Below are 23,570 nucleotides of genomic sequence, written 5' to 3' on the forward strand. Positions count from 1 at the left end.
ATCCGTCTCCCATGGAGATACTGCATTGATGATTGGTCACTCACTACTATTTTCGTGTTTGTCTTTTTCCTTTAGATCCGATTTTCATGATCGGCAGTTTTGACTAAGTTCGCTCCGACCATGCCGCCGATCGATGTTAGAGCTAGTCCTAAGACCATTGCTACAAAGCCCCAAATTGATGCTTTAGCAGTTGCATCACTTACTTCATCAGCTTTTTTACGCGCATCTTTGACTGCTTGATCGATATCTTGTTTTGCTTGTTCAAGATTTTGTTGTGCTGTTTCAATTTGCTGTTGTGCTTCGTCAGAAGCTTTTTGCAACCCATTAACAATATTTTGGGTAGCTTCTTGTGCTTCTTGTTGATTTAGATCGGTATTTTTTGCTACCGCATTTGAAATGGCATCTTCATCAACGGAATCGCTGATTTTCGTTGCCCGATCTTGTAATTTTGTTGAAAGATCATCGATGATTTCGTCTGCTTTATTTGGATCCGTAGCGATTTTCTTACCTGCATCGGTAATATCACTCGTTGCATCAGAAACTTGATCTTGCAAATAGTTTGGCTGCAATTCAGGAACGTCAGTGTCTTTTAATACGTCGCGGACGTCCGTTTGCAATTGATCTGTATCAATATCTCCCATGTTTCCTGTAATTTCATCAAAGGCTTTTGATGCGACATCTGCTGTTCCCGATGCGACATTCTCTACGCCACTTCCGACAGCTGAAGCGATATTGCCCAATAGTGAACCAACTACAGAAAAAGCCCCAATCGTTAAATATGATAACATAACGATCGTAACGATCATACTGGTTGCCCAAGTAAGAAATCCATGTACCAAACCAACGCGTCTAGCTGCTACACCAGAAACAAATCCTGCGCCGAATAATGAAAGAATCAGTGTCACAACAGTCCAAATCATCAAGCCTGTTCCCACACCATCCAGCGGGTTGTTTGAAGTAGGTTCTACCATTCCAAAGCCGATCGCTGAGCCGATTAATGAAAATGTCATGAATAATGCAATAAACGTCACGACTCCTGCGAAAATTGAGCCCCAGGATAAGTTATAACCGGCCTCCCGCTCATTTGCTCCTAAATAATCTCTAAATCCGTGTTTCATTTTACGTCCTCCTTTTTTTCCTCTAAAACCAGTCTAACAACCCTACGTTTTTTTATCAATCAAGACGACTTATCCCTCGCCCAGAAGTAAAAATACATTTGTTTTTCTATTCATCAGCACTAGCTTTTCAACTTATATTTATTAGGTTTTGTCACCATTTCTTGATAGATAATAAAAATAATCGTTTTTGAAGAAACCCACGCCATTCTCAATTGTCTCCTAACCATTCTCACTCCTAAATGGACAACAATTTTTCAGATTATTTCCATGTAAACAAAAAAGCACAACTAACATCTCTCTTGTTCGCTAAGAATAATCGTCAAAAAGCTTTTGTACCGCCTTTTTCTAAGTTCAGCATGTAGGATTTCCTAAGGATCAGCATCGTCTATTTACTGAAATCACATGGATAAAAATAAGTACACGCACTTGTCACTGTTTTTTAACTTGTAGGAACAGGTATTATGTGTTATTTTAAAAACAAAAAATCTTCTTATATCGTTCGTTTATTAATTACGTACATATATTTAAAGACCGAATAATTATTCTATAGTGATTCTTTTACTCTAAAAAAACGCATAAAAAAAAGAGAAAATCTGCTATTTTTGAATAGCGATTTTCTTCACATAAAATCCAATGATAATTTTACACCGAGATTATTTAATTACACAACACGACAAAAGAAGAACTTTTTTAATCAAAAATTGGCATCTCAAACTTACATTTTTGATTCATTATTAAATAATATTTATGATAATATTTTTAAAAGGAGGATGATTATGTTTGAAGATCTGTTACTCACCAATCATGCAAAGAAAAAATTAGCAATTTTGACTTATTTAAATGAGAATACCAATCAACCAATCAATATCAGTAAAATCGCCGAGCATCTGGGCTTGTCTTATCACGGGATAGCACCACTCATAGAGGAAATGCAACAAGAGTTTTCAGCGCTTTATCAAGTTTCGTTATGTGAAAAAGGTTTCAAGGTTCGTTCATTAGAAGAACCACTTTCCTATTCACTTTATCAGAAGTATTTGATTCAGGAAAGCCTTGCTTTCCAACTTCTACTTACATCGATCATGAACCCGGAAATGACCATCAATGATTTTTCAACTGTTCATTTTGTCAGTCATTCAACGATCACCCGGGCACTTAAACCACTGAAGACTTATTTATTGGGAAAAGAAATCCATTTGAATGTTTCTCAGTTGAAACTGACTGGAAATGAAATCAATATCCGTTCATTTTACGTTCAAATTTTAACTTATCTAGAGAACTCACCATTAGAAGCGGATTACTTAACGGACTTCAGTGATCAAACGGTTTTGATCAACGAATTAGCATTACAAAAGTTTTCTCCTGTTAACCAACGACTGATCTTAGTCATTTTATTTGTATCCAAACTTCGATTCGAACAAGGCTATTTGCTTAACCCAATCAATGGTTTTGAAAAATTATTTTCAAAGATGAACCATCCTCTAGAAAATTATTTTACGGCATTTATGACTGACGAAAAGCAAGTAACTTATCAGATCAATTATGTCAAAGGAATGCTGTTCTTTCTAGTCCGTTTCGCTGAGCCAACACCAGAAAGAGCTACTCTACTTTGTGATTTCTATGAACAGATCAAAGAAGATGATCCTATTTTTCATGAGTTTATGGCTGATTTTAGTCACGTATTATTACCAGAAATCGTTGGGATCCCTTTTGATGAAGAAGTATTTTCTGAAATTCAAAAAGATAGCTTCATTATTCTGTATATTTTTTATGCAAACAATGGCCTATTGATTGATTTTTGGTCTCAAAATGAGTTGAATCTATCCTTTCAAAAGAAAGGATTTACAAATCTACAGAAAAAGATTCGTCCATTTTTGACAAAATACACTCGACGTGTTGGTTATGAATGGCTCAAAAAAGCCAAATCGCTAGTCCTAGACTATCTGACTTTTTTCATATATCCGTTTTATCAACAGCATCATTTACAAAAATTACAGGTGGGAATCATTCCTTCATTGAATTTATCAGCCATTCAGCAAATCAGTTTTTTATTGGATCAAATTCAATTTGTGGACTATGATATCGTAAGAAACCACGAAAAAGACTTTGACTATTACATCGTTTCAGCAAATAGATTGTTGCCAGCAATTGAGTATCCTGCTTATGTCATGGAAGAAACTGAGACTCTAAAAGAGTTGTCGCCATTATTTGACGCTTTATGGGAGGAATATCTGACAATCAACGACTTTTCGATAAACTAAAAAACCAGTGGCTTCCTTTTTGGAATGCCACTGGTTTTCTGTCTATCATTCTTGATTTAAACATAGGAAAAAGCAGAAATCGCTGTTTTCCTGCTTTTTCCTACTTCAAGTTCCTGTTTCCTCCTAAGATCGACAGCCTGGAATGCCTGCTAAGCAGGACTTTGGGGAGAGGTCAACGACCTTGGAGGAGCAAATAGTAAATTATTACTAGAAACCACCTATTTTTGCGTTACTGAAATCTGATGTTGATCAGATTTACTGAACGAACTTTTAGCGTAGGAAAGAAAAAATGTTGATCATATTTTCAACAACTTCCCATGGAAACCCAAATAATTGAAACATTTTCTTTTCCTCCTTTAATTGACTTTCCTTCAGTTTAATTGGAAAATAGTACTATAGTTGATTTGGACTATTTTTTCGTCCACCTATTTTCTAGGTGCATTTAGGAGGTGCTTTTTTGGAAGCCAATCTATTACTGAAAAAGTTACGTACTGAACGTAATCTTTCCCAAAGAAAGTTAGCAGCCGATATATCTGAGCGGAGCACGTTAGCTACTTTTGAACAAAAAGGTCATCGAATTGCTTTTGATATTCTTTACAAATACCTTGATCGCTTGAATGTGACTCTCGAAGAATTTGAGTATCATTTGACAAACAATCAATTAAATGAAAAGAAGCAACTCTCGAAACAATTTCACAATGCTTATTACCAACATGATTATGATCAGCTAGCAATCTTGATTGACGAGTCAAAAACAACCTACCAAGAAACACAAGACTTTTTCTACTATCTTCTTTATAGCCAGTACTATTTGATCCTAAAGAAAAAGGGTTTTCTACATACCATCGATGAAACAGAAAAAATCGAGGCAGCGATAAAGAGCTACCTCGACAAAATAGAAACCTGGGGAAAATTTGAGATTACCATATTTGCAAATCTAATGTTTCTTTTCACGGACGAATATATTTTGTTTCAAATCGAGCAACTAAACAAGCAGGAATTTTATAATAATTTGCTTAGTCTCAATTATCATATTTATTCTAAGTTGTTGACTAACGCTGCCTTTCTTTTCATTGACCGCAATCAGATCGATCATCTTAAACAAATTTTGTTTTATATGACCAAAAATATTCCATTGGATAACGACCGGATTCGATTGATGATCCGCTATTTCGAAGGGATCATCGCGATCTTCCATGGTGAAATCGAAACTGGAAAACAAACAATCACGAAAGCAATTGAGATCCTACACTTTTTAGGTCAATCTGCCTACGCTGCTGAACTATCAGAATTAGCAACCAACGTCCTTTTGACAGTGGCACCATCTGAAGAACCTTTTTTATAATGTTGCTGCCGGAAAAATCTGTATAGGATAAAAAAAAACGATCTGAAAGTCTTCTTTCTGCGCCAATACTTGTTAGCAGAAAAGAGTGTCTTTCAGATCGTTTTCTTTAATTGATTAACCCAATGGAAGCTTTCCATTCAAGTACTCGTTTGACGGAAGCATCGATGGCTGCTTCCGGATAATTACCACTTCTGACAGCATCCACAATCACTGGGATCTGTTGCTGATAGGTAGATGACATCACTAAATCGTTCCCTGCTTCTAATGCTCTCAGCCCTGCTTCTGATTGAGAAATAAAGTCAGCTAGACCCGCCATATCCATGTCATCCGTCATGATTACTCCTTTGAACCCCAGCTGCTTCCTCAATAATTCATGGACAGGCTTCGAGATAGAGGCTGGTGCGCTGTCATCAATACTTGTGACAATATTATGTGAGACTAAAATACTGTCAGCTCCTGCTTTGATCCCGGCTTCAAAAGGTAAGAAATCATTCGTTTCCAACTCTTCTAACGGACGATCATCGGTAACGATCTCTACATGTGAATCACGGTTATTGCCGTAACCCGGAAAATGCTTCAATGTCGAACCAATCCGATTCTCTTTTAAAACGGCAATGTTTCTACGAACAAATTCACTGGTTCCTGCTGCATCTAAACCTATGGTCCGATCATAGATAAATGAATTAGGGTCAGTGGATACATCGGCGACTGGAAACAGACCGGTAGAAATGCCATATTCGTGGAAAATAGCTGCCTTTTGAGCAGTATCTTCTTCAATTGCTTGCCAGCCCCCTTGTTGGTAAAGTTGCTGAGGGGATAAAAATGGTGTTTGTACCAATGCAGGGTTGCGACTGATTCGAGTGACAGTTCCCCCTTCTTCGTCCATTCCGATCAGCAAAGGTATGGAACTGGCTTGCTGATAATCAGCAATCTTTTGCTTCAACGTCTCAGCTGTCTCATTCTCCGTATCACGTCCGAATAAGACATAGCCGCCTAAATGATAGGTTTGTATATCTTCGACTTGATTGATTTCAGGCACTCGTACAAAAAATAGTTGCCCGACTTTTTCTTCTAGACTCATTTGGTCAATCCGCTTATCAATCGTCGTTTCCTCCTCAGTTGATTGTTCGGGAATACTCGACTCGGTACTTAGAGAACTTGTTGACGTTGTTTGTGAAGCGTTTGTCGGTTCTTCCCCATTTGACTGTTGGTCCATCAGCCACTTCATTCCTCCTATAATGAGCAACAGAAGCAAAATAAAGCCACCCATAAGGATTCCTTTTTTATTCATAAATTCCTCCAGTTCATCAATTCCTCGTCTTATTTTACATCAGCCTATTTTAGCATGCCTTTTAAGGTAAAAAAAGCGAACACGACACACTCAAGTGTACTGTTCGCTTTAATGGATGTTTGTTTTTTATTCTTTTTTTGTTGCTAAAATGATTAGGTAAAACGCCGAGTCAAGCGTTTATAAGGCACTGCGCGCCCAACAAAGTAGATCAAAACTGTCTGAATAGGAAACATGATAACAGCTTTCATCAATCGAGCCGACCAAATTGCCCAGCTTGTTAATGGAATATTCAGCATCATTGCCAACCAGATCGGTGTCAAAATCAATGTGATCAGAAGGGTATTCAGCAAGACCACTGTTGCTGCCCGTTTCCAAGTTACTTCCTTTCTATAAAAAAAGTAACCGTAGATCAACCCACCTACGAATGCATTGATCGTAAATCCGAAGAAATAAGCGGATTTAGGGAATAAAATCATTCCTGCTATATCAGCGACCGAAGCCCCTACAGCAGTCCAGAATGGCCCAAAAAGCATCCCCATAATCAACTCAGGAACAAAAGTGAAGGTGAGTTTCAAATAGGCTGTTTCAAACCCCAAGATTTGCGACAAGACCACCATCAGGGCAATCAAAAGCCCCATGACCGCGATCATGTGTGCGTCGACTTTTCTTTTCATAACGAGCATCTCCTTTTAGAGCTGCTACAAATTCATGCAGCGAATGCGAAAATAAAACCGCGAACGAATCGTTCTTCGTCCAAAAGGCAACATCCCATCCTTTCGGCACTTAACGCTTTATTTCCTACTCTGATTTATTTAGGTATCTCTACCCAGACAAACTATAGCACAGATTCTAGTGGTCTTCAATTTTAGTCCCTTTAATGACAGCTGTTTTTTAAGAATCGTTCGTTTTTTTGCCGTATCTTGGGCAAAAATTAAGGCAGAGCAGTAATGGAACCCAATACCACTGCTCTGCCACTTTGATTAACGTTGATCAGCCAATGATATTATCGTTGATCAACACACGCTTGATGTTTTTCAATTCGTGAGCAATCTCAACTTGCTCGATCGTCAAACGTTGATTTACTTCTTCCATCGAATGGATTTCTTTGTTCAATTCATTGACATTGTTTACCAAATTTTTCAGTGCTTCTAAAATCAATTGATTACTGTCCATTATTCCTACACTCCTTGTCTTTATTCTTCTCTCGAACGTTCTGAAATAGCGGCGCTTTCGACGACTTTTTTTGTTTTATAAAAGAATTTGTACAGTACAATAACAACGACCGGAATCACTCCGCAAATGATATAGATTTGAGAATAATTAAACATCCCGTTTAAGCTACCTAATGCATAAGGACCGACACCTAATCCTAAGTCTAGACCAATGAAATAAGTAGAAAGTGCAACACCGATCCGATGAGAATCGACTTCTTTTAGACATACGGCTTGTCCATTAGACATGAATGTACCATAGCCAAGTCCAACAAAACAGCCAGAAATCAACAGCATCAAGCTATTGCCAGTAATGCTCAACAAGAACAATCCTAATGTCAAGAAGATAAAACTTGGATACATCACTGCATCTGCACCACGACGATCAAACAAGCGACCTGTCATTGGACGAGTGAAGGTTACGGATAATGCATAAACAACAAAGAAGAATGCGCCTGCGGTTTCTAGGCCAAGGTTTCCGGCATAAATAGAAAGGAAACCTAATACGCTGGAATAAGACAACCCAATCAAAAAGGCCAGACCTGAAATAAACAAGACTTTTGGCTCAACAAAACTGCTGAATGACCATTTCTTTAGTTCTGCTCGGTGTTCTGGTGTTAAGGAAATATTTTTCACTGGGAAAGCGAAACAAGCAATGGCTGTTACTATCGAAAGAGCAGTTGCTAATAGGATAATAAAATCAAAACCAAAAGAGGGTAACAGCAGCATTCCGATAAATGGACCGACAGCAGCTGCTAAACTCGTGCTTAATCCATAGTAGTTGATTCCTTCTCCATGTTTTGAAGAGGGAATGTACGCCGTAACAATTGCATTTGCCGCTGTAGACACTGCTCCATAGGCGAAACCATTCAAGAAACGGACACCATCCAAAATCATGATATTCGATGAAATCAAATAAGCCGCCGTAGTTATGACATAAAAAATCATTCCCCAACGTAAGATGGCTTTTCGTCCAACTAGCTCCAATACCTTACCAATATACAAGCGGGCAATCAATGTTCCTATAATATAGATCCCTGCTGCAAACCCAGCTTGTGCAGCGGAAGCCCCTAATTCTTGCGTAGCAAACTTTGCCGTGATGACGACAAAACAATAATAGACCAGAAAAACAATAAAATTAATCAATGTAATAGTAATAAAACCTTTGTTCCATAGTTTTTCTGTTTGTTGCTCCTGTTCTGACATGTTGTGTTTTGCTCCTTTTTTATTGTTTCTTTGTTTCATCATCCTCTTTCTCAGATGACAGGTCTAACTATACCTGATATTTCAAGAGCGCAAATTCGCTTTTGTTGCTGAAAAAACGCAAAAACATAATACATTAACATTTGTTATTGCTTTTTGAGTTAGAATGTTCTTTAATTAAAAAAGAATATTCACCCAGATTTGGCGAATGTGACTGTTCATTGAAAAGGAAACACTATAGGAATAAGAGGAGTGCTTTGTTTGGTAAAACAGCTATTAATGGACTATTTAGAACAAAATAATATTCCAGTAGTCATACGTAAAAAAAGAAGTTATTTGACGTATGAAGGAATCCCTGATCGTTATGTCTATATTTTGAAAAAAGGGATCATCAAGACAAGTGTCGTCACTCATGAGGGGCGTGAATTTAATTTGCGCTATATGAATGATTTCGATATTGTTTCTCTTTTTAAAGATGAATCTTCACAAGAAGTCGAAGCGCCCTTCAATGTGCGTGTCGAGTCAGAAGAAGCCGAATTATATAAGATCGTGCGCGATCAATTCTGGACAGATGTCAATCAAAATCGGGCGTTACAAGATTATGTCAAAGAGTACTATCGCAAAAATCTAATGTACTCCATGAAAAAAATGCAGCAAATGCTGATGAATGGCAAATTTGGTGCGGTCTGTACACAATTGAATGAATTATACGAAACCTTTGGGGTACCAGTGGGTGAAGGAACCTTGATTGATTTTGAGGTAACCAATGAGGAAATCGCCCGCTTTTGCGGTATCACTTCAGCAAGTAGTGTCAATCGAATGATGCAGCGGTTGAGAGAAAGCGGTGCTATCAAGACTCAAGACCGGAAACTATTGGTTTTAGATATCGGGTCAATTCGCGAAAATATTATTTATTAGAAAAGGCAGCTAGTCGAATTTCTTTTGACTAGCTGCCTTTTTGTTTAACGTGTTTTGTGTTGTTTGAATTAAATGAAATGAACTGTTTCTGCTACCGTGATCGTTGGATCTAATGATTGGATGACTGGACAATTCGGAGAAACGAGTTTGAGACAGCGAATGGCTTTTTCTTGATATTCCGCTGAAATCCGCGCATAAAAATCGATCTGGATCGAAGAGATCGGCTCTGCTTTCTTCGTAGAATCTCTCGTATAACTGACTTCGATTTTTTCAATCTCAGCAGGCACATGAGAATTCTCCAAAACAGAAGTATACACATAACCGCCACAAGCTGCGGCTGCAGTTACAAGCATCTGAACCGGTGAGTATCCTAGTTCTCGAGCCAAGACCCAGTTGCCATTTTGCTGTGGTAATTCTAATTTATCTTTTCCTTGAACCAGTGTTAAGGTTTCAACTGTCATTTTTTTCTCTCCTTACATAATGTTCTTTTTCTACTTCTATCCATTCAAAAAGAGGACTTAAAGTGATCGTTTCTTGGATGTCTTTCTGATCCATTGCTGCTCGAGCCAGAATTGGATCAGCGATTGGTGCTGCTGCCAATAGTTTCTTTGTATAAGGATGCTGAGGGCTTTCAAAGAGTCGTTTTGTTGGCGCCAATTCAACCAATTTTCCTTGATACATGACTGCGGTGCGGTCACTGATATGACGGATCACGGACAAATCATGGGAAATAAATAAATAGGACAATGAAAATTCTTTTTGCAGCTTTAGAAGTAATTGAATGATCTGCGCTTGAATCGACACATCTAATGCAGAAGTTGGTTCATCACACAAGACAAAGGCTGGTCGATTAACGACTGCTCGAGCAATCCCGATCCGTTGACGTTGTCCACCACTGAAATTCCGAGGAAATTTATGGATGTCCTCTCCTTTGATTCCAACGATCGCAAGTATCTCTTTAGCCTTTGCTCGTGCAGCGTCTTTCGTTTCTTTCAGTAAAGGCTCCATCACTAACTCCAAAGCAGTCATTCGTGGATTCAACGCAGAATAAGGATCTTGAAAAATTACTTGCATCTGCTGATAGCGTTTCTTTTGTTCCTCTGGTGACAAACTTGCCAGCTCTTGTCCCTCAAAAAAGACTTTGCCTGCAGATAAAGTTTCCAGATTCAAAATACTACGGCCTAATGTTGTTTTACCACTGCCTGATTCTCCTACAAGGCCTAGAGTTTCGCCCCGATGGATCGTCAAACTAACATTCTCTACTGCGCGCACTTCTGTCACTACACCACGCCAGTTTTTGCTTCGAAACGTTTTGCTGGCCTCTTCGACTCGTATCAATTCCTTCAATTGCTTGCTCCTCCTTCCCAAACACGATGCGTCTCAGAGATTTCCCGAACGTGTAACACATCAGGAAGTTCTTCCTGATAGTCAAAGACAACTGTTTCTTCTTTATCCCCTAAGTGGGCGGCCTCGAGCAGTTGCTTCGTATAGAGATGCTGAGGTTGATAGAAAATTTCTTCAGTAGTCCCTTCCTCTACCACTCTTCCTTGGTACATCACCTTGATAAAATCACACATGCCAGCGACAACCCCAAAATCATGGGTCACCAGAACGACCGAAAGGTTCTCTGCTCGCTGCAATTGCTTGATCAATGCCAAGATCTGAGCTTGAATCGTTACATCTAATGCAGTCGTTGGTTCATCTGCAATCAGCAACTTCGGCTGTGCCAACAGTGCCATAGCGATCATGACCCGCTGCCGCATCCCCCCTGATAATTCATGGGGATACTGCTTCATCCGTTGTTCAGGAAGGGGGATCCCTACCTTGTTCAACTCCGCAATGGCAATTGTTTGCGCAGCTTTTTTTGACATTTTCTGATGTCTGCGAATGACTTCAATCAAGTGATACCCGATGGTTCGCAAAGGGTTCAATGATGTCATTGGATCTTGAAAAATCATGGCTAGCGGTAATTTGCTGCGATCAACAACTGGTTTGCCTTCAAAAACAAACGAGTCAAAGGAGTCGGAGATATTTTCTGGTAAGATCCCCATCACGCTTTTCATCGTCATACTCTTGCCACTGCCTGATTCACCGACGATCCCCACGACTTGTCCTTTAGGAATGACTAGGTCGATTTCTTTCAGCAGCTGCTGATCTCCTTGTTTTCTATGAAAAAACACATTTAAGTTTTTCACCGTAAGTAATGGCTCTGTCATGCTTGCTACACCTCCCGCTGCAAGACACGTTTGATCATGTCCCCCAGATTATTAAATGAATAGATGGTAAAAATCACGAATAAGCCGGGCAGAATTGCCATATAAGGGGCTCGTTGCAAACTGCTTTGGGCATTTTGCAGCAAACTCCCCCAAGAAGCCATTGGCTGTTGGATTCCCATTCCCAAAAAACTCAACGCAGATTCTGTCATGATCGCTCCTGAGATGCTGGCAGAAGCTGCCACGATCAGCGTAGGTAAAACTGCTGGAAAAATATGGCGGAAAATAATACTAAAGGATGTCCGACCAATAAACTTACCATAGACAACATATTCTCTTTCTTTCGCAGCAAGTGTTTCTCCCCGAATCAGACGAGCGATATTCATCCACGAAAAGCCGCCAATCACAATAATGATCGTCGTCAATCCCGGACGCAGAAAGACACTTAAAACAATCACTAATACCAACCAAGGAATGGAAGACAAGACATCAACAAGACGCATCAAAAGACTGTCCACCCAACCACCAAAGTATCCAGCAGCTAAACCGACCATCGTGCCGATCAATGTCGCTGTAATCATCGCTAGTACTCCCACTAATAACGAGACCCGACCGCCGTAGACAACTCGAATGAAATAGTCTCGTCCAACTTCATCCGTTCCGAACAGATGGGCCCAGCTAGGTGCTTGGGACATATTGCTGACATCCGTCGCATTCGGATCGATTGGAATCAAAGGTGCCGCTAATGACAACAAAATCAGCAACGTCAAAAAGATAAAAGAAAAGGCGTAAACTGGAGAAGAGAAAATCGCCTTTCTGATTTTCTTCAATCGTTTCATGAACGATTCCCTCCTTTACGTATTCTTGGATCAACAATCGAATAAAGAACATCCGCCAATAGATTGCCTAAAATAACTAAGGTCGCTGACAGCAACATGATTGCCATGATCACGGGATAGTCCAAACTTTTCGTAGCACTCATCAAATAAGGACCGACCCCTGGCCAGCCATAGATGGTTTCTGTAATGATTGCTCCTGTGACCAGCATTGGCAGTGCCAAACCAATTTGCGTCACGATCGGGATCAACACATTGCGACTGATATGACGGCTAAAAATCTGCCATTTCGTAGCGTGAAATGCCTGCTGTACAACGACATAATCTTCTGATACTTGTTGCGTAGCTGAGGCGCGAATGTACCGAGTTAATTCTGGGAAAAAAGCGACCGTCAGTGTTGCATAAGGCAAAATAAAATGTTGCAGAAAATCGTTGAAATCTCCTTCTTTTCCAACAGTATACATCCCAATGATAGGAAACAGATTCAGCCGATACCCAAAAAGATAAATCAAAATCATTGCAAACCAGAATGTAGGCACCGCGATTCCTAAAGAAGCAATACCGTCGATCAGACGATCCCATACTTTTCCCTTGTTTGCTGCCGCCAACAGTCCGAGTAAAATTGCTAACAACAATGCAGTCAGATACGCTGGCAGAACCAGTCGAATCGTATTAGGGATTCTGACCGCTAATTCTTGAGCGATACTGTTCTGGGATACTAATGAAAATCCCAAGTTCCCTGTAAGGATGTTTTTGATCCATAGAAAGTATTGCACTAGAAATGGTTGATCCAATCCATAGCGTTGCCGCAACAGATCAATTTGCTCTTGTGTCATATTTGGCGTTGTGATTGAATCGATCACATCATAAGGTGCGATATGAATCAGTGAAAAAACGATGAATGAAATAACGAATAGCAGAGGAATAGCCTGCAATACTCGCTTCATAATATATCGGAACATGGTTTCCCTTCTTTCTCTCAAAAAAAATCATGACAGAAGGCCGCTAGACAGATAACAAATCGCATGCACCAGAGGAGCAAGAACCTAAGTATTTCATCCAACTGATATCCGAAGAAACTTGAGATGGCTCCTGTCATACAAGAGCGGTTGTACCTTCAGCGTCTACCTCTATCTCAACCATTTCAGGCATTTTCATCTGGATGTTACTTAGGGCACAGCCCAACTTCTTGGTGCAGATCCGCCAACTTTAAAGAAGGCGAATCCGTCTATGTTTTCCGTCTTTCTTTGACTTCTGTCACAACCATTCATGTTACTTGATTGTCAATTTTGACATATCTTCAAATGTGTAGATTGGAATCAAGCCAGCTTCTTCTACATTGGCAATGCGATTGTTGACAGCTAAAATCTTTTTATTATCTACGATAGGATAGATTCGAGCATCATCGGCAATGGCTTGTTGCAGCTGGTCATATAACTCTTTCCGTTTTGTTTCATCTAACTCAACCGCTGCTTTAGCAAACAAATCATCGGTAGTTTTGTTCTGTGTTTGGAAATAATTTGAGCTGCCATCCGTTTTGAAAAGCATACCATAAAGATCTGGGTCATTTCCCATGATATAGCCGCCTAAAAATAAATTGTATTTTGTCGAACCGGCTTTTTTCAATTCTGTAAAGATCGCTGTTCCATCGCCGCCTTCCAATGAAACGTTGATACCTGCTTGCTGTAATTGTTGTTGAATCAATGTTGCCTGAATCGTTTGTGCAGGATCCGTTGAAGTAAATGCTAGATTCAGTTGGAGATTGGATACACCCGCTTCTTGCAAAAGTTCTTTGGCTTTTTCCACATTTGTTTCATATTTTTCCACGTCTTCGGTCGCGTAAGGATTGTTCGGTGGCAAGAAAGAATATGGCGTATCATAATATTCATCACTCAAATACGCTGCTTGATTCATTTCATTTTTGTTCAAAGCATAAAGAACCGCTTGTCTTACTTTGACATCTTTGAGGGCATCAGAATGAGTATTCAATCCTAGATAACCAACCCGATTTTCAGTATAAGGATATACTGAGATCATTGATTCATCCAAATCTTCAATATCAGAAGGCAAGACAACTGCCGCATCTACTTCGCCTTTTTGTAAAGCGACTTTAGCCGTATCAGTACTTTCAATGATCCGCAACGTCACATTTTTGATTGCTGCTTCGCCGCCGTAATAGTTTTCATTGGCTTCAAAAGTAAAATATTCGCCGCGCTTGTATTCCTTTAATTTGTAAGGCCCTGTTCCTACGGGGGTTTCAGGCAATTCGCTAACAGAAAAATCAGTCACATCTTTATAAATATGTTCAGGAATGATATACGTTTCAGTTGCGATATTATTTAATGCTGCTGCACTTGCAGAAGGTAACACAAACTTCACTGTATAATCATCAACTTTTTCAATGCTGACCGGTTTTCCATCTACCCATAACGCATCTGCATTGCCGTTTTCTTTTTTCACTTTTTGTTCATAAGTAAAAACAACATCCTCTGCGGTAAAGGCTTCGCCATCTGACCATTTCACATCTTTTTTCAAATGAACCGTCAAGGACAAGCCATCCTCAGCTGGCTCAACGGAATCTGCTAGTGCATTTTGGGTTGTTCCATCCGCTTCAACAATCACTAAAGGAGAATAGATCATGTTGGTGACAGTCAGCCCCCAACGGTCACTCGTATTGATTGGATTCGTTGACGTTGGATCACCGCTGATCGCATAAGTGAACGTGTCTTTATCTCCTGCTTGAGTTGAAGTTTTTGTTGTTGAATCTTGTGTACTGGATGAGGAGCACGCAGCTAAGAATAAACCTATACTGATAATCGCCGTCCCAATCAATCCTTTTTTCCAATTTTTCATCGTTCTCCTACTTTCTTACCATACAGGTATACTTGATTTTTTTGTTACTTTATCAATAATTTCTTTGACTTCATCTGTTTGATAATACTCAATGATCGTCTGATACGTCTGATTTTCTTTTTCCTCCGCTCGGGCCGCGATCACATTGTAATACGGTTTGGACGAATCTGCGACAGGCTCTAAGAAAATCGCATCTTCTGTTGGCACAAATCCGGCATCAACAGCCATCCCATTGTTAATCAATGAAATATCGACATCCGTTATTGCTCGCGCGGTCTGATTGGCATCCAGCAACTTGAACGTCAGCTGCTTCGGGTTATCGGTGATATCATTCGTCGTTGGCAGCAGACCTTTTGATTGATCCAATGTGATCACCCCGGCCGTCTGCAGCAACAATAATGCGCGGCTCTCATTTGAAACGTCATTTGGTAACGCGACAGTAGCACCATCAGCCAATTCAGCAATGTCTTTGATTTTGTCTGAATAAATCCCCAGTGGATTGAGTGTGGTATAAGCAATCGTTGTATTGGAATATCCGCTTTCCTGATTGACATTATCCATAAAAATCTCTGTCAAGGCTGCGTGCAGATCAATCGAACCGTCCTCTAGTGCCAGGATGGGCTGACGATAATCAGTAAATTTAACGAGCTGTAGATTGATTTGCTCTTTTTCCAACAATTGTTCCTGAACATATTCCCAAGCTTCATTTTGCTCTCCAACAACCCCAAGCTTTACTGTAGTTGCCTCTGAGGCAGGTTTGCTGCAGCCTGCCAAAGCAAAAACCAATACGCCTAAAAATACGCTAACCCATTTTTTCCAACTTATTTTCATTTTTTTCTTCCCCTTTTTCCCCCTTTGAGCGAAGCCTACAGAAGCAACGATCCCTTTCTTGTGATTGTCGCAAATAGACGCAATGACTGGATAGAATACTTAGTACTTAACTACAACTTTACATTTCCTGCTGTAGTCAGTTGATCATCGGACTAACTATTCATATGTAGTGTAACTTTATCTTATACACCAAAAACTGTCAATAAAGAAACTCTAGTAAAGCCTTGCGCTATATCTTTCTATAGTACTCGCAAAAAGGGGTTTTTTTAGATGTAAGACAATGCCTGCGTAAGATCCGCAATCAAGTCCTGACTATTCTCGATCCCAATAGAGAGCCGCAAGAGATCCGGCGTCAAACCATAGGACTCCCGCAACTCTTTAGGGATATCTGCATGTGTCTGCGTCGTAGGATAAGTGATGAGACTTTCAACTCCGCCCAAACTTTCAGCAAATGTAAAAATTGAGAGTTCCTTCAAAAATGAACGGACTTTCACTGCCTCCTTTAACCGAAGACTGATCATACCTCCTACACCAGGATACAGTACGTCTTTGATTGCTGGTTGGCGTTTTAAAAACGCAGCGATTTCTTTTGCGTTTTGCTCTTGTCTTTCAAACCGTAACGGCAACGTTTTTAAACTGCGAATGAACAACCAACAGTCGAAGCTGCTTAAAGTTGGGCCAGTGCTATTGGCAAGATAGGTCAAGCGTTCACCAAGGGAGACTTCTTTTGCAATGATCACACCAGCCAAAATATCATTGTGACCTGTCAGGAACTTGGTCCCAGAATGAAGAACGAGGTCTGCGCCTAGTTCCAACGGTTTTTGTCTCAATGGTGTCAAAAAAGTATTGTCAACGATGAGTAAAGCATTGACTTGATGCGCGATCTCGGCGACCGCAGACACATCGATTTCTGTCATCAATGGATTTGTCGGAGTTTCTAAAAAGACCGCCGCAATCGTTGAACTGATTTGTTCTTCAAGTTCGTTTAGCGTATTGAAATAATGAAAATAAGCAATCTGGCGCGCTTGTAACTCTTCAAAAAAACGATAACTACCCCCATATAAATCTCTTGATACGAGAAATTCACTACCGCTTGGGAAAAGTTCAAAAATCAATGCGATCGCACTCATACCTGAGCTCGTGACGATTCCTCGAGCGCCATTTTCTAAGGTAGCCAGTCCGGATTCTAATAGCTCTCTCGTCGGGTTTTTGGTACGTGTATAATCATAACCGGTACTTTGACCTAATTCAGGATGCGCATAGGTGGTAGAGAGATAGATTGGTGCACTGACAGCTCCCGTCGCTTGATCCGAACGATTGCCTAGTTGTGCTAAAAAAGTCGTCATATCAACAGTCATAATCGTATTTTCCTTTCTTTGTTTAGTGTGCTCAATGAAGCGGGATAAAGTCGTTGTCGCAAGATTCTGACGATAGTAGTGAAACTAGTTGCCTTAACTGCCAAATTGTTCGTTGATGAGTAGAATGAAGCAATCATAGCCTTTTGTGAAACAATGAAGCAAAATGAGCTGTTTTGATCATTCGCTGTGGAAAACCTGACCATTGATGGAGGGTAGCAGTAAATGAGTACAGCAGTAACTGGTTTAAAACTAGCGGGCTTTTCAGATCAACCTTCTTTGTCTAGCGCTCTTTTTTTTCACTGAAAAAAACATTGACTAAAGTCACTGCCGCCTATGTCCGCCCTCCCATTCATTACCTATATAATAACCAGTACGCGTTGGCAGAATCTGTAAATCATAAGGCGTGCGCTGGTAGGTTTCGTGGATCCAGTTACTGAAAAACAAGGACGCATGCCCTCGCCAGCGATTGATGACCGTTCCTTGCTGGTCGGAAAAATAATTTTTGGGGAGTGCCGTTTTGAGCCCTTTGGCTTTATCTCGCAAATATTCTTCTTTCAACGTTTCTGTATAGTATTCCAAATGCCCTAAAAGAAAACTATTTTTATGGTCATGGGAAACTAAGAGTGCTGGACCGGTCTCTATTCCTGTAACAAGCACATTCAGAGGGGCAAGTGGCAGCTGCGCCTCATTGATCCCCGTATAACGAGAATGGGGCATCATGAAGGAATCATTAAACCCTCGTATCAGCGGATGAGCCTCGATCACTCGCTGTTCAAAAATACCAAAAAGTTTTTGCTTATGAAGCACTTTTTGGATACCATAATGATAGTACAGCCCAGCTTGTGCTCCCCAGCAGATATGCAATACCGATGTGCAATTTGTTTGACTCCAAGCCATGACTTCCTGAAGTTCCTGCCAATAATCAATCATTTCAAAAGGCATTTTTTCGACTGGTGCTCCTGTAATGATCAAGGCATCGAAACGTTCCTCACTGACTGCCTTAAATGCGACATAAAACTTGTCTAGATGAGTCGAGCTAGTATTTTTGCTTTCATGTTGCTGCATTTTCAATAATGTTACTTCGATTTGCAAAGGACTTTGGGACAAAAGCTGCAACAATTGATTTTCTGTAGTGATTTTTTGCGGCATCAAGTTGACGATCGCAATTTTCAAAGGGCGAATTTCTTGTTTGATAGCTCGCTGTTGTTGTAAAGCAAAAATGTTGTGCTGCAAAATAGCTGCTGCCGGTAATTCTTTGGGGATGATGATTGGCATCTTCTCACTCCTTTTTCAATCGACTCCTATGAACATTTACTTTTTATTACCTTATCGTTTCTCGTGGTTTTACCTATCGTTGCTTCTGAACATGGTTGGTTCAGTGTGACTTGCATGCCATGCTTTGCATGTCAGTCGCAGTGATTCGGGACGTGGTGACTACGTTCCCTTCGGTCCCCTAGTACTGTTCATCATCTGCTCGTCTACTCTGTGCTTCGCCTACAGTCGCTTCTAAGCATAGTTCGCTAAGAAGGACTTGCATGTCAGTCGCAGTGATTCACAGCAAAAAGTCGTCCCTTTTATCGTTACATTAACGATAAAAGGGACGACTGACTCGTGTTACCACCCTAATTCGTGCTGCCTTTGCAGGCGTGCACCTCAACAGTACCAATGATACTTGGCGCGTTATCGGGCGCATACCGTCTATTTGGCGTGAACCAAATAAAAACTCAGAGCTCATCTTCAACGCCTGTCTCATGTCTCCTTTTTCACCAACCGGAGTCTCTGTACCTTCAACGTAGCGCTTACTCTTCTCTTCAACGTTTCATCTCTATTTGTAATTTCTAAGAATTATAATCGTTCTTCCATTCAATGTCAATCCGCTTTTAAGACTTTGGCTTATTTCTCTGAAAGATAGAGATATTGTTGATCCATTTGTTCATAGATTTCTTGCAGATCATCTCGTGAAACTTCACGATCCTTGTAGCCATAAGGATCGTTGACATACATTTTGTCTCCATCTATTCCAGTAATAACAACGGAATGGATCAATGTCGTTTCGTAGATCATTCCCGATTGCGTCGGCCACTCAAAAAAATCAGCATTGGTTGGTACTTGCAATTCAAGGGTAGCAATCATCCAGATAGGCGTGCCCTTCTCCAAAACTTCAATAATCTCATCAAAAGATTTGTCTCGACCACTTACCACTTGATAGGATGCCCCTACCATCTGGCTCGCAACTTTGGCGATTGGTTCTACCGCAACCCCCATTGCTCCATCGCCGCCATAAATATTCCCCACAAAACCTTCTCGTGGGTCTCCTCGATGAGTTTCATCTGCGTAAACAGGGACATAGTCTAATTTGGCAGCCAGCTCATTTTTATTTGTATCATACCCGTAGAAATTCAACAGCATGGATAAAGCAGTGACTTCACAGCCATTCCCTAAATATTCTGGATCAAATTGGCTTTCCAATGGTACATCTAATCGAATCACGGGCTCTTCTTTTTCTGCAGTCAGATCCAGTCCTGATATCGAAGTCACCGATTGTGCCGCTTGTTCTTGCTTCTTCACATAAGGAGTTGCTCCAGCTTTATCATAGAAAAGCAAGATAAAGAACAAACTAAAGGTGAGCAGACCTAAAAGCAAACGAATGCTTTTCTTTTTCATCAGTTTACTCCTTTCTTCTTTGACTATTATACCTTGAATGTCAAAGGAACGAAAAGAATTTATGTTTTAGAACCATAATTTAGGAAAACAATGCTTCTCAAAGCGTTGAATCCAATGATTTAGACCATCCCTAAATGAGCATAAAAAGAAGCTAAGAGAACATGGAGAAAGTTCCCTTAGCATTTACCATTACGCTTTGTATTTGTTGTCTAATTCTAAGAAAGGACTTGTTTCTTTTTTCCTAGTAATAGTTTTTTTGCGCTTGAAAAGGAACGAATATCAAACTGTTTGCTTAGTGCCCCGGCAACAAAATAGGCTAAGTTATAATCTATCAAACTATGGATCAAGCCACCGATACCCATCAAGACAAACAAGAAGTAGTAAAAATTGCCATCAAACGCGGTGCCTGGTACATTGCCGGTAAAATAGAAAACAGCTACAACAAGCATTTCCACAATAGAATGGATAAGGCCAATCACAAGATTAAAGGCTTGAAAACGAGCATTGAATAATGTTGGCTTGCCGTTCTTTAATAAAATACTTGGATTTTTTTGTAAATAAAATGCCCCGATCACGGCAAAAACAACGTGCGACAATGCCCGCAAAGCAATGATCGGCGGTAATGTGATAAAAAAGCCAAATGTGGTACCTAAAGCTACTGCTATCGCCATCCCTGGTGAAAAGAACATCGCCACAAACAATGGCACATGGCTAGCTAAAGTAAAGGAAGCCGGCCCGATGACGATCTTGGGCATCACCATTGGAATAACGATTCCCATACCAATCAAAAGTGCTGCAATCGTTAAATGACGTACTGAATGTTTCTTCATGAATAATTCCTCCTTCAATGTGTCTTGACACATTTATCTCGCTCATTGTAGCTTGAAAACACCAAGGTGTCAAGACACAAAAAAAACAGAACGATGACCTAAGTATGAACAGACAAAAATACCTGAAGGAGATAAGGTAGCGAATTCTGTTAAAAGTGCCCCTTGAACCAACGATACGGTTGGAATAGGTCCTTTCCCCTTTCCTTCAGATATTCAGTTTGTTGCCTCACTTATGCCACAGCCCCTGCTGTTTCATTATTCATTTATTTCAAGTCCCTTTTTGTGCGCCAGCATTTCATTGCTCAAACGTGCGAATTCTGCTAATGACAATGTCTCTCCGCGACGAGTTGGATCAATTTCACTGGCAGCTAAACTCGCTTTAAGCCATTCTTTCGTTTTTTCATCTTTTCCATAGGAATTCTGCAGGTTATTCCACAACGTTTTCCGTCGTAATTGGAAGGCTGCCTTCGTCAACTTGAAGAATTCTTTTTCATCTGTTACTTCAACCGCAGGAGTTGCACGACGAGTCAGCTTCAAGATTGCGGAATCCACATTTGGTTGGGGCACAAAAACCGTCTTAGGGACAATAAAAGCAAGCTCTGCTTCCATGTAGTATTGGACAGCGATCGATAAAGAGCCATACGCTTTCGTTCCTGGAACAGCTGAAATACGGTCAGCCACTTCTTTTTGCATCATGACAACCATTTCTTGTATTGGTGCCTGTGATTCTAAGAAATGCATCATGATCGGCGTCGTAATATAGTAAGGAAGATTCGCTACGACTTTGATTGGCCGTTCATCGGTAAAAGCTTCTCTGATCATTGTAGACAAGTCTGCTTGTAAAACATCTTGATGAATCACTTGAATGTTCGAATAAGGAGCCAATGTATCTTGTAAAACTGGAATCAAACGGTCATCAATCTCAAAAGCCAGGACTTGACGCGCATGTTTCGCCAATTGCTCGGTCAGAGCGCCGATCCCCGGTCCGACTTCTATCACATTTGTTTGATCATCGATTGCAGCAGTCGCAACGATTTTGCGCAAAATATTAGGTTCAGTCAAGAAATTCTGCCCCAGGCTCTTTTTGAAGGTAAAGCCATGTTTTGCTAATATTTCTTTCGTTCTTGATGGGGTTGCAATATCCCTTTGTTCTTTCACAATTCTTCCTCCACTATCTTCATTGCTTCAGCCAATTCTGTTTCAGTAATACGAAACATGGCAAGACGTTTTTCCAACTGTTTGGCATTCGTATAACCGATTCGTAAAACATCTCCGAGTTTTTCCCGTTTTGCTCGTGCTTGCTCACCAGCAATCAGCCCATAGCTTGCTAAAACTTGACGAGAAATTTTCTCACTCTCGTCTTCATCTTGCTGACTGACTGGCGTGACGACTTTGCGAAGTGCTTCTCTAAGCGCTTCATCACTAGCGTGTTCCACTCCTAAACTGCCCTTTTTCTTTGGTGCAGCTTGGCTTCGAGGCAAAAAGGCATGTTGGGCAGCCGGGACAGCTTCCATTATGATTTTACGAATTTTTTCACCCGAAAAATCAGGGTCTGTAAAAACGATCACGCCACGAGTCTCTTGGGCATGTTCAATTTGACTTAAGATGGTTTCGTCAATCGCTGATCCGATCGTTTCAATCGTATCGACATCAAACACTTCTTGCAATCGGCGCGTATCGTCTTTCCCTTCGACGACAATGATCTCTTCGATTCTCCATCTATCCTTCATAAAGGTTGAACAACTTCTCAGCATTGATATACGTTTGCTTGGCGACTTCCTCAAAAGACATCTGACGCAGTTCCGCGATTTTTTCGACTACATAGCGGGTATACCCTGGTTCATTGCGTTTTCCTCGGTAAGGCATTGGTGCAAGATAAGGTGCATCAGTTTCCACTAATAGACGATCGATCGGAACCACTTGCGCAGCTTCTTGGACATCCAACGCCTTTTTGAAGGTCACTACACCACTAAATGAAATGTGCATACCTAAATCCAAAAAGCGCTTTGCCCATTCACCATCACCACTGAAACTATGCATGATGCCGCCGATATCAGTGATTTTTTCTTCTTTTAAAATCTGGTACGTGTCTTCGATCGCTTCTCGGGTATGAATACTGATAGGTAAATGCATCTCTTTAGCGATCGCGATTTGCCGACGAAAGACAGCCGATTGTACCTCTTTTGGATCTTCCATCCAATGATAGTCCAATCCAATTTCTCCTAAAGCTACAACTTTGGGTTGTGTCAGGCGCTCTTGGATGAATGCCTCAATCTCTTTTGTGTAAGATCCCGCTTCTGTTGGATGCCATCCAATGATACTGTATATCCCATCATATTCTTGACTTAATGCCAATGACTTTTCAATCGTAGGTTGATCAAATCCGACAACTGCCATTTTCGTTACTCCTAGCTCGTGAGCTCTGGCAATCGTTTCGGGAATCTCTTCATTAAATTGTTCTGCATTTAAATGCGTATGTGAATCAAAAATCATAAAACTTCCTCCTTGTTTCCTCTATACTCTAGCATATTTTGCGGCTTTAAGAAACGAATCCTTCTTGTTTTTTCATTTGCTAAAGAAAGTTTTCAGCAATCAAGAAAAATCAGCCCAAAGGTGGAGGGAGAAAAAAAGCCAGTCGATT

At 40.4% G+C, this 23,570-nt stretch carries 22 protein-coding genes and 1 riboswitch; of the genes, 3 read left to right on the forward strand and 19 right to left on the reverse strand.

Annotated features, from left to right (window positions below):
- Window positions 1–71: 71 nt before the first annotated feature.
- Complete coding sequence (locus FE005_RS15345; protein ID WP_138372157.1) at window positions 72–1,118, reverse strand: hypothetical protein; 1,047 nt, start codon at window positions 1,116–1,118, stop codon at window positions 72–74.
- A 776-nt stretch (window positions 1,119–1,894) separates the two neighbouring features.
- Here FE005_RS15345 and FE005_RS15350 point away from each other — a divergent pair.
- Together FE005_RS15350 and FE005_RS15355 are read left to right on the forward strand one after the other, a co-directional pair.
- Complete coding sequence (locus FE005_RS15350; protein WP_254696990.1) at window positions 1,895–3,376, forward strand: helix-turn-helix domain-containing protein; 1,482 nt, start codon at window positions 1,895–1,897, stop codon at window positions 3,374–3,376.
- 457 nt (window positions 3,377–3,833) lie between these two features.
- Window positions 3,834–4,721 carry an Rgg/GadR/MutR family transcriptional regulator gene (locus FE005_RS15355; RefSeq protein WP_103299493.1) on the forward strand — a complete coding sequence of 296 codons (888 nt, stop codon included), beginning with the start codon at window positions 3,834–3,836 and terminating at the stop codon, window positions 4,719–4,721.
- 106 nt (window positions 4,722–4,827) lie between these two features.
- Here the strand turns inward: FE005_RS15355 and FE005_RS15360 are convergent, their stop codons facing one another.
- From FE005_RS15360 to FE005_RS15375, 4 genes are all read right to left on the reverse strand, one after another.
- A complete protein-coding gene (locus FE005_RS15360) occupies window positions 4,828–6,012 on the reverse strand; it encodes a glycoside hydrolase family 3 N-terminal domain-containing protein (RefSeq protein WP_103299491.1) in 1,185 nt (394 codons plus the stop codon).
- A 152-nt stretch (window positions 6,013–6,164) separates the two neighbouring features.
- A complete protein-coding gene (locus FE005_RS15365) occupies window positions 6,165–6,695 on the reverse strand; it encodes a folate family ECF transporter S component (protein WP_029486579.1) in 531 nt (176 codons plus the stop codon).
- A 26-nt stretch (window positions 6,696–6,721) separates the two neighbouring features.
- Window positions 6,722–6,820, reverse strand: a riboswitch (THF riboswitch).
- A gap of 182 nt (window positions 6,821–7,002) precedes the next feature.
- The gene (locus FE005_RS15370; RefSeq protein WP_003125992.1) at window positions 7,003–7,185 is read right to left on the reverse strand and encodes a hypothetical protein; all 183 of its coding nucleotides are present in this window, start codon (window positions 7,183–7,185) and stop codon (window positions 7,003–7,005) included.
- A 20-nt stretch (window positions 7,186–7,205) separates the two neighbouring features.
- Window positions 7,206–8,429, reverse strand: a complete 1,224-nt coding sequence (locus FE005_RS15375) for an MFS transporter (protein WP_103299824.1) — start codon at window positions 8,427–8,429, stop codon at window positions 7,206–7,208.
- A 258-nt stretch (window positions 8,430–8,687) separates the two neighbouring features.
- Here FE005_RS15375 and FE005_RS15380 point away from each other — a divergent pair, with 258 nt between their 5' ends.
- Window positions 8,688–9,344, forward strand: a complete 657-nt coding sequence (locus FE005_RS15380; RefSeq protein ID WP_003125990.1) for a Crp/Fnr family transcriptional regulator — start codon at window positions 8,688–8,690, stop codon at window positions 9,342–9,344.
- A gap of 68 nt (window positions 9,345–9,412) precedes the next feature.
- On the opposite strand, the gene FE005_RS15385 is transcribed toward FE005_RS15380, so the two are convergent.
- The 14 genes from FE005_RS15385 to FE005_RS15450 form a co-directional block, all read right to left on the reverse strand.
- Window positions 9,413–9,805: an OsmC family protein gene (locus FE005_RS15385; RefSeq protein WP_060813947.1), complete on the reverse strand. Its 393-nt coding sequence runs from the start codon at window positions 9,803–9,805 to the stop codon at window positions 9,413–9,415.
- Window positions 9,795–10,691: an ATP-binding cassette domain-containing protein gene (locus FE005_RS15390; RefSeq protein ID WP_103299487.1), complete on the reverse strand. Its 897-nt coding sequence runs from the start codon at window positions 10,689–10,691 to the stop codon at window positions 9,795–9,797. The genes FE005_RS15385 and FE005_RS15390 overlap by 11 nt, the downstream gene beginning before the upstream one ends.
- The gene (locus FE005_RS15395; protein ID WP_103299485.1) at window positions 10,688–11,560 is read right to left on the reverse strand and encodes an ABC transporter ATP-binding protein; all 873 of its coding nucleotides are present in this window, start codon (window positions 11,558–11,560) and stop codon (window positions 10,688–10,690) included. Before FE005_RS15395 ends, FE005_RS15390 begins: the two co-directional genes overlap by 4 nt.
- 5 nt (window positions 11,561–11,565) lie before the next feature.
- Window positions 11,566–12,396: an ABC transporter permease gene (locus FE005_RS15400; protein WP_003125985.1), complete on the reverse strand. Its 831-nt coding sequence runs from the start codon at window positions 12,394–12,396 to the stop codon at window positions 11,566–11,568.
- On the reverse strand, window positions 12,393–13,355 hold the full coding sequence (locus FE005_RS15405; protein ID WP_005470889.1) for an ABC transporter permease: 963 nt from the start codon (window positions 13,353–13,355) through the stop codon (window positions 12,393–12,395). The genes FE005_RS15400 and FE005_RS15405 overlap by 4 nt, the downstream gene beginning before the upstream one ends.
- A 310-nt stretch (window positions 13,356–13,665) precedes the next feature.
- Window positions 13,666–15,246: an ABC transporter substrate-binding protein gene (locus FE005_RS15410; protein ID WP_081131475.1), complete on the reverse strand. Its 1,581-nt coding sequence runs from the start codon at window positions 15,244–15,246 to the stop codon at window positions 13,666–13,668.
- Window positions 15,247–15,261: 15 nt separating this feature from the next.
- On the reverse strand, window positions 15,262–16,077 hold the full coding sequence (locus FE005_RS15415; protein ID WP_103299481.1) for a MetQ/NlpA family ABC transporter substrate-binding protein: 816 nt from the start codon (window positions 16,075–16,077) through the stop codon (window positions 15,262–15,264).
- Between the two features lie 266 nt (window positions 16,078–16,343).
- The gene (locus FE005_RS15420; protein WP_103299479.1) at window positions 16,344–17,435 is read right to left on the reverse strand and encodes an aminotransferase class I/II-fold pyridoxal phosphate-dependent enzyme; all 1,092 of its coding nucleotides are present in this window, start codon (window positions 17,433–17,435) and stop codon (window positions 16,344–16,346) included.
- 321 nt (window positions 17,436–17,756) lie between these two features.
- Window positions 17,757–18,710: a homoserine O-succinyltransferase gene (gene metA, locus FE005_RS15425; protein WP_138372159.1), complete on the reverse strand. Its 954-nt coding sequence runs from the start codon at window positions 18,708–18,710 to the stop codon at window positions 17,757–17,759.
- Window positions 18,711–19,328: 618 nt separating this feature from the next.
- A complete protein-coding gene (locus FE005_RS15430) occupies window positions 19,329–20,102 on the reverse strand; it encodes a C39 family peptidase (protein ID WP_138372160.1) in 774 nt (257 codons plus the stop codon).
- Between the two features lie 212 nt (window positions 20,103–20,314).
- Window positions 20,315–20,929 (reverse strand): hypothetical protein, encoded by a 615-nt coding sequence (locus FE005_RS15435; RefSeq protein ID WP_003125974.1) that lies wholly within the window; start codon window positions 20,927–20,929, stop codon window positions 20,315–20,317.
- Between the two features lie 255 nt (window positions 20,930–21,184).
- Window positions 21,185–22,087, reverse strand: coding sequence for a 16S rRNA (adenine(1518)-N(6)/adenine(1519)-N(6))-dimethyltransferase RsmA (gene rsmA, locus FE005_RS15440; protein ID WP_003125972.1), 903 nt, complete (start codon window positions 22,085–22,087; stop codon window positions 21,185–21,187).
- Window positions 22,084–22,659, reverse strand: coding sequence for a ribonuclease M5 (gene rnmV / locus FE005_RS15445; protein ID WP_005470883.1), 576 nt, complete (start codon window positions 22,657–22,659; stop codon window positions 22,084–22,086). The genes rsmA and rnmV overlap by 4 nt, the downstream gene beginning before the upstream one ends.
- On the reverse strand, window positions 22,649–23,422 hold the full coding sequence (locus FE005_RS15450) for a TatD family hydrolase (protein WP_081131481.1): 774 nt from the start codon (window positions 23,420–23,422) through the stop codon (window positions 22,649–22,651). Before FE005_RS15450 ends, rnmV begins: the two co-directional genes overlap by 11 nt.
- Between the last annotated feature and the right edge of the window lie 148 nt (window positions 23,423–23,570).

Origin of the sequence: Enterococcus sp. M190262 (assembly GCF_005843965.1) — a bacterium.
Classification (GTDB): domain Bacteria; phylum Bacillota; class Bacilli; order Lactobacillales; family Enterococcaceae; genus Enterococcus_D; species Enterococcus_D gallinarum.

Coding starts and splice junctions, on each gene's coding strand:
- FE005_RS15345 (WP_138372157.1), bottom strand. CDS start 1,118: ATGAAACACGGATTTAGAGATTATTTAGGAGCAAATGAGCGGGAGGCC.
- metA (WP_138372159.1), bottom strand. CDS start 18,710: ATGCCAATCATCATCCCCAAAGAATTACCGGCAGCAGCTATTTTGCAG.
- FE005_RS15370 (WP_003125992.1), bottom strand. CDS start 7,185: ATGGACAGTAATCAATTGATTTTAGAAGCACTGAAAAATTTGGTAAAC.
- FE005_RS15395 (WP_103299485.1), bottom strand. CDS start 11,560: ATGACAGAGCCATTACTTACGGTGAAAAACTTAAATGTGTTTTTTCAT.
- FE005_RS15415 (WP_103299481.1), bottom strand. CDS start 16,077: ATGAAAATAAGTTGGAAAAAATGGGTTAGCGTATTTTTAGGCGTATTG.
- FE005_RS15385 (WP_060813947.1), bottom strand. CDS start 9,805: ATGACAGTTGAAACCTTAACACTGGTTCAAGGAAAAGATAAATTAGAA.
- rnmV (WP_005470883.1), bottom strand. CDS start 22,659: ATGAAGGATAGATGGAGAATCGAAGAGATCATTGTCGTCGAAGGGAAA.
- FE005_RS15450 (WP_081131481.1), bottom strand. CDS start 23,422: ATGATTTTTGATTCACATACGCATTTAAATGCAGAACAATTTAATGAA.
- FE005_RS15375 (WP_103299824.1), bottom strand. CDS start 8,429: ATGTCAGAACAGGAGCAACAAACAGAAAAACTATGGAACAAAGGTTTT.
- FE005_RS15405 (WP_005470889.1), bottom strand. CDS start 13,355: ATGTTCCGATATATTATGAAGCGAGTATTGCAGGCTATTCCTCTGCTA.
- FE005_RS15435 (WP_003125974.1), bottom strand. CDS start 20,929: ATGAAGAAACATTCAGTACGTCATTTAACGATTGCAGCACTTTTGATT.
- FE005_RS15365 (WP_029486579.1), bottom strand. CDS start 6,695: ATGCTCGTTATGAAAAGAAAAGTCGACGCACACATGATCGCGGTCATG.
- FE005_RS15420 (WP_103299479.1), bottom strand. CDS start 17,435: ATGACTGTTGATATGACGACTTTTTTAGCACAACTAGGCAATCGTTCG.
- FE005_RS15360 (WP_103299491.1), bottom strand. CDS start 6,012: ATGAATAAAAAAGGAATCCTTATGGGTGGCTTTATTTTGCTTCTGTTG.
- FE005_RS15350 (WP_254696990.1), top strand. CDS start 1,895: ATGTTTGAAGATCTGTTACTCACCAATCATGCAAAGAAAAAATTAGCA.
- FE005_RS15410 (WP_081131475.1), bottom strand. CDS start 15,246: ATGAAAAATTGGAAAAAAGGATTGATTGGGACGGCGATTATCAGTATA.
- FE005_RS15400 (WP_003125985.1), bottom strand. CDS start 12,396: ATGAAACGATTGAAGAAAATCAGAAAGGCGATTTTCTCTTCTCCAGTT.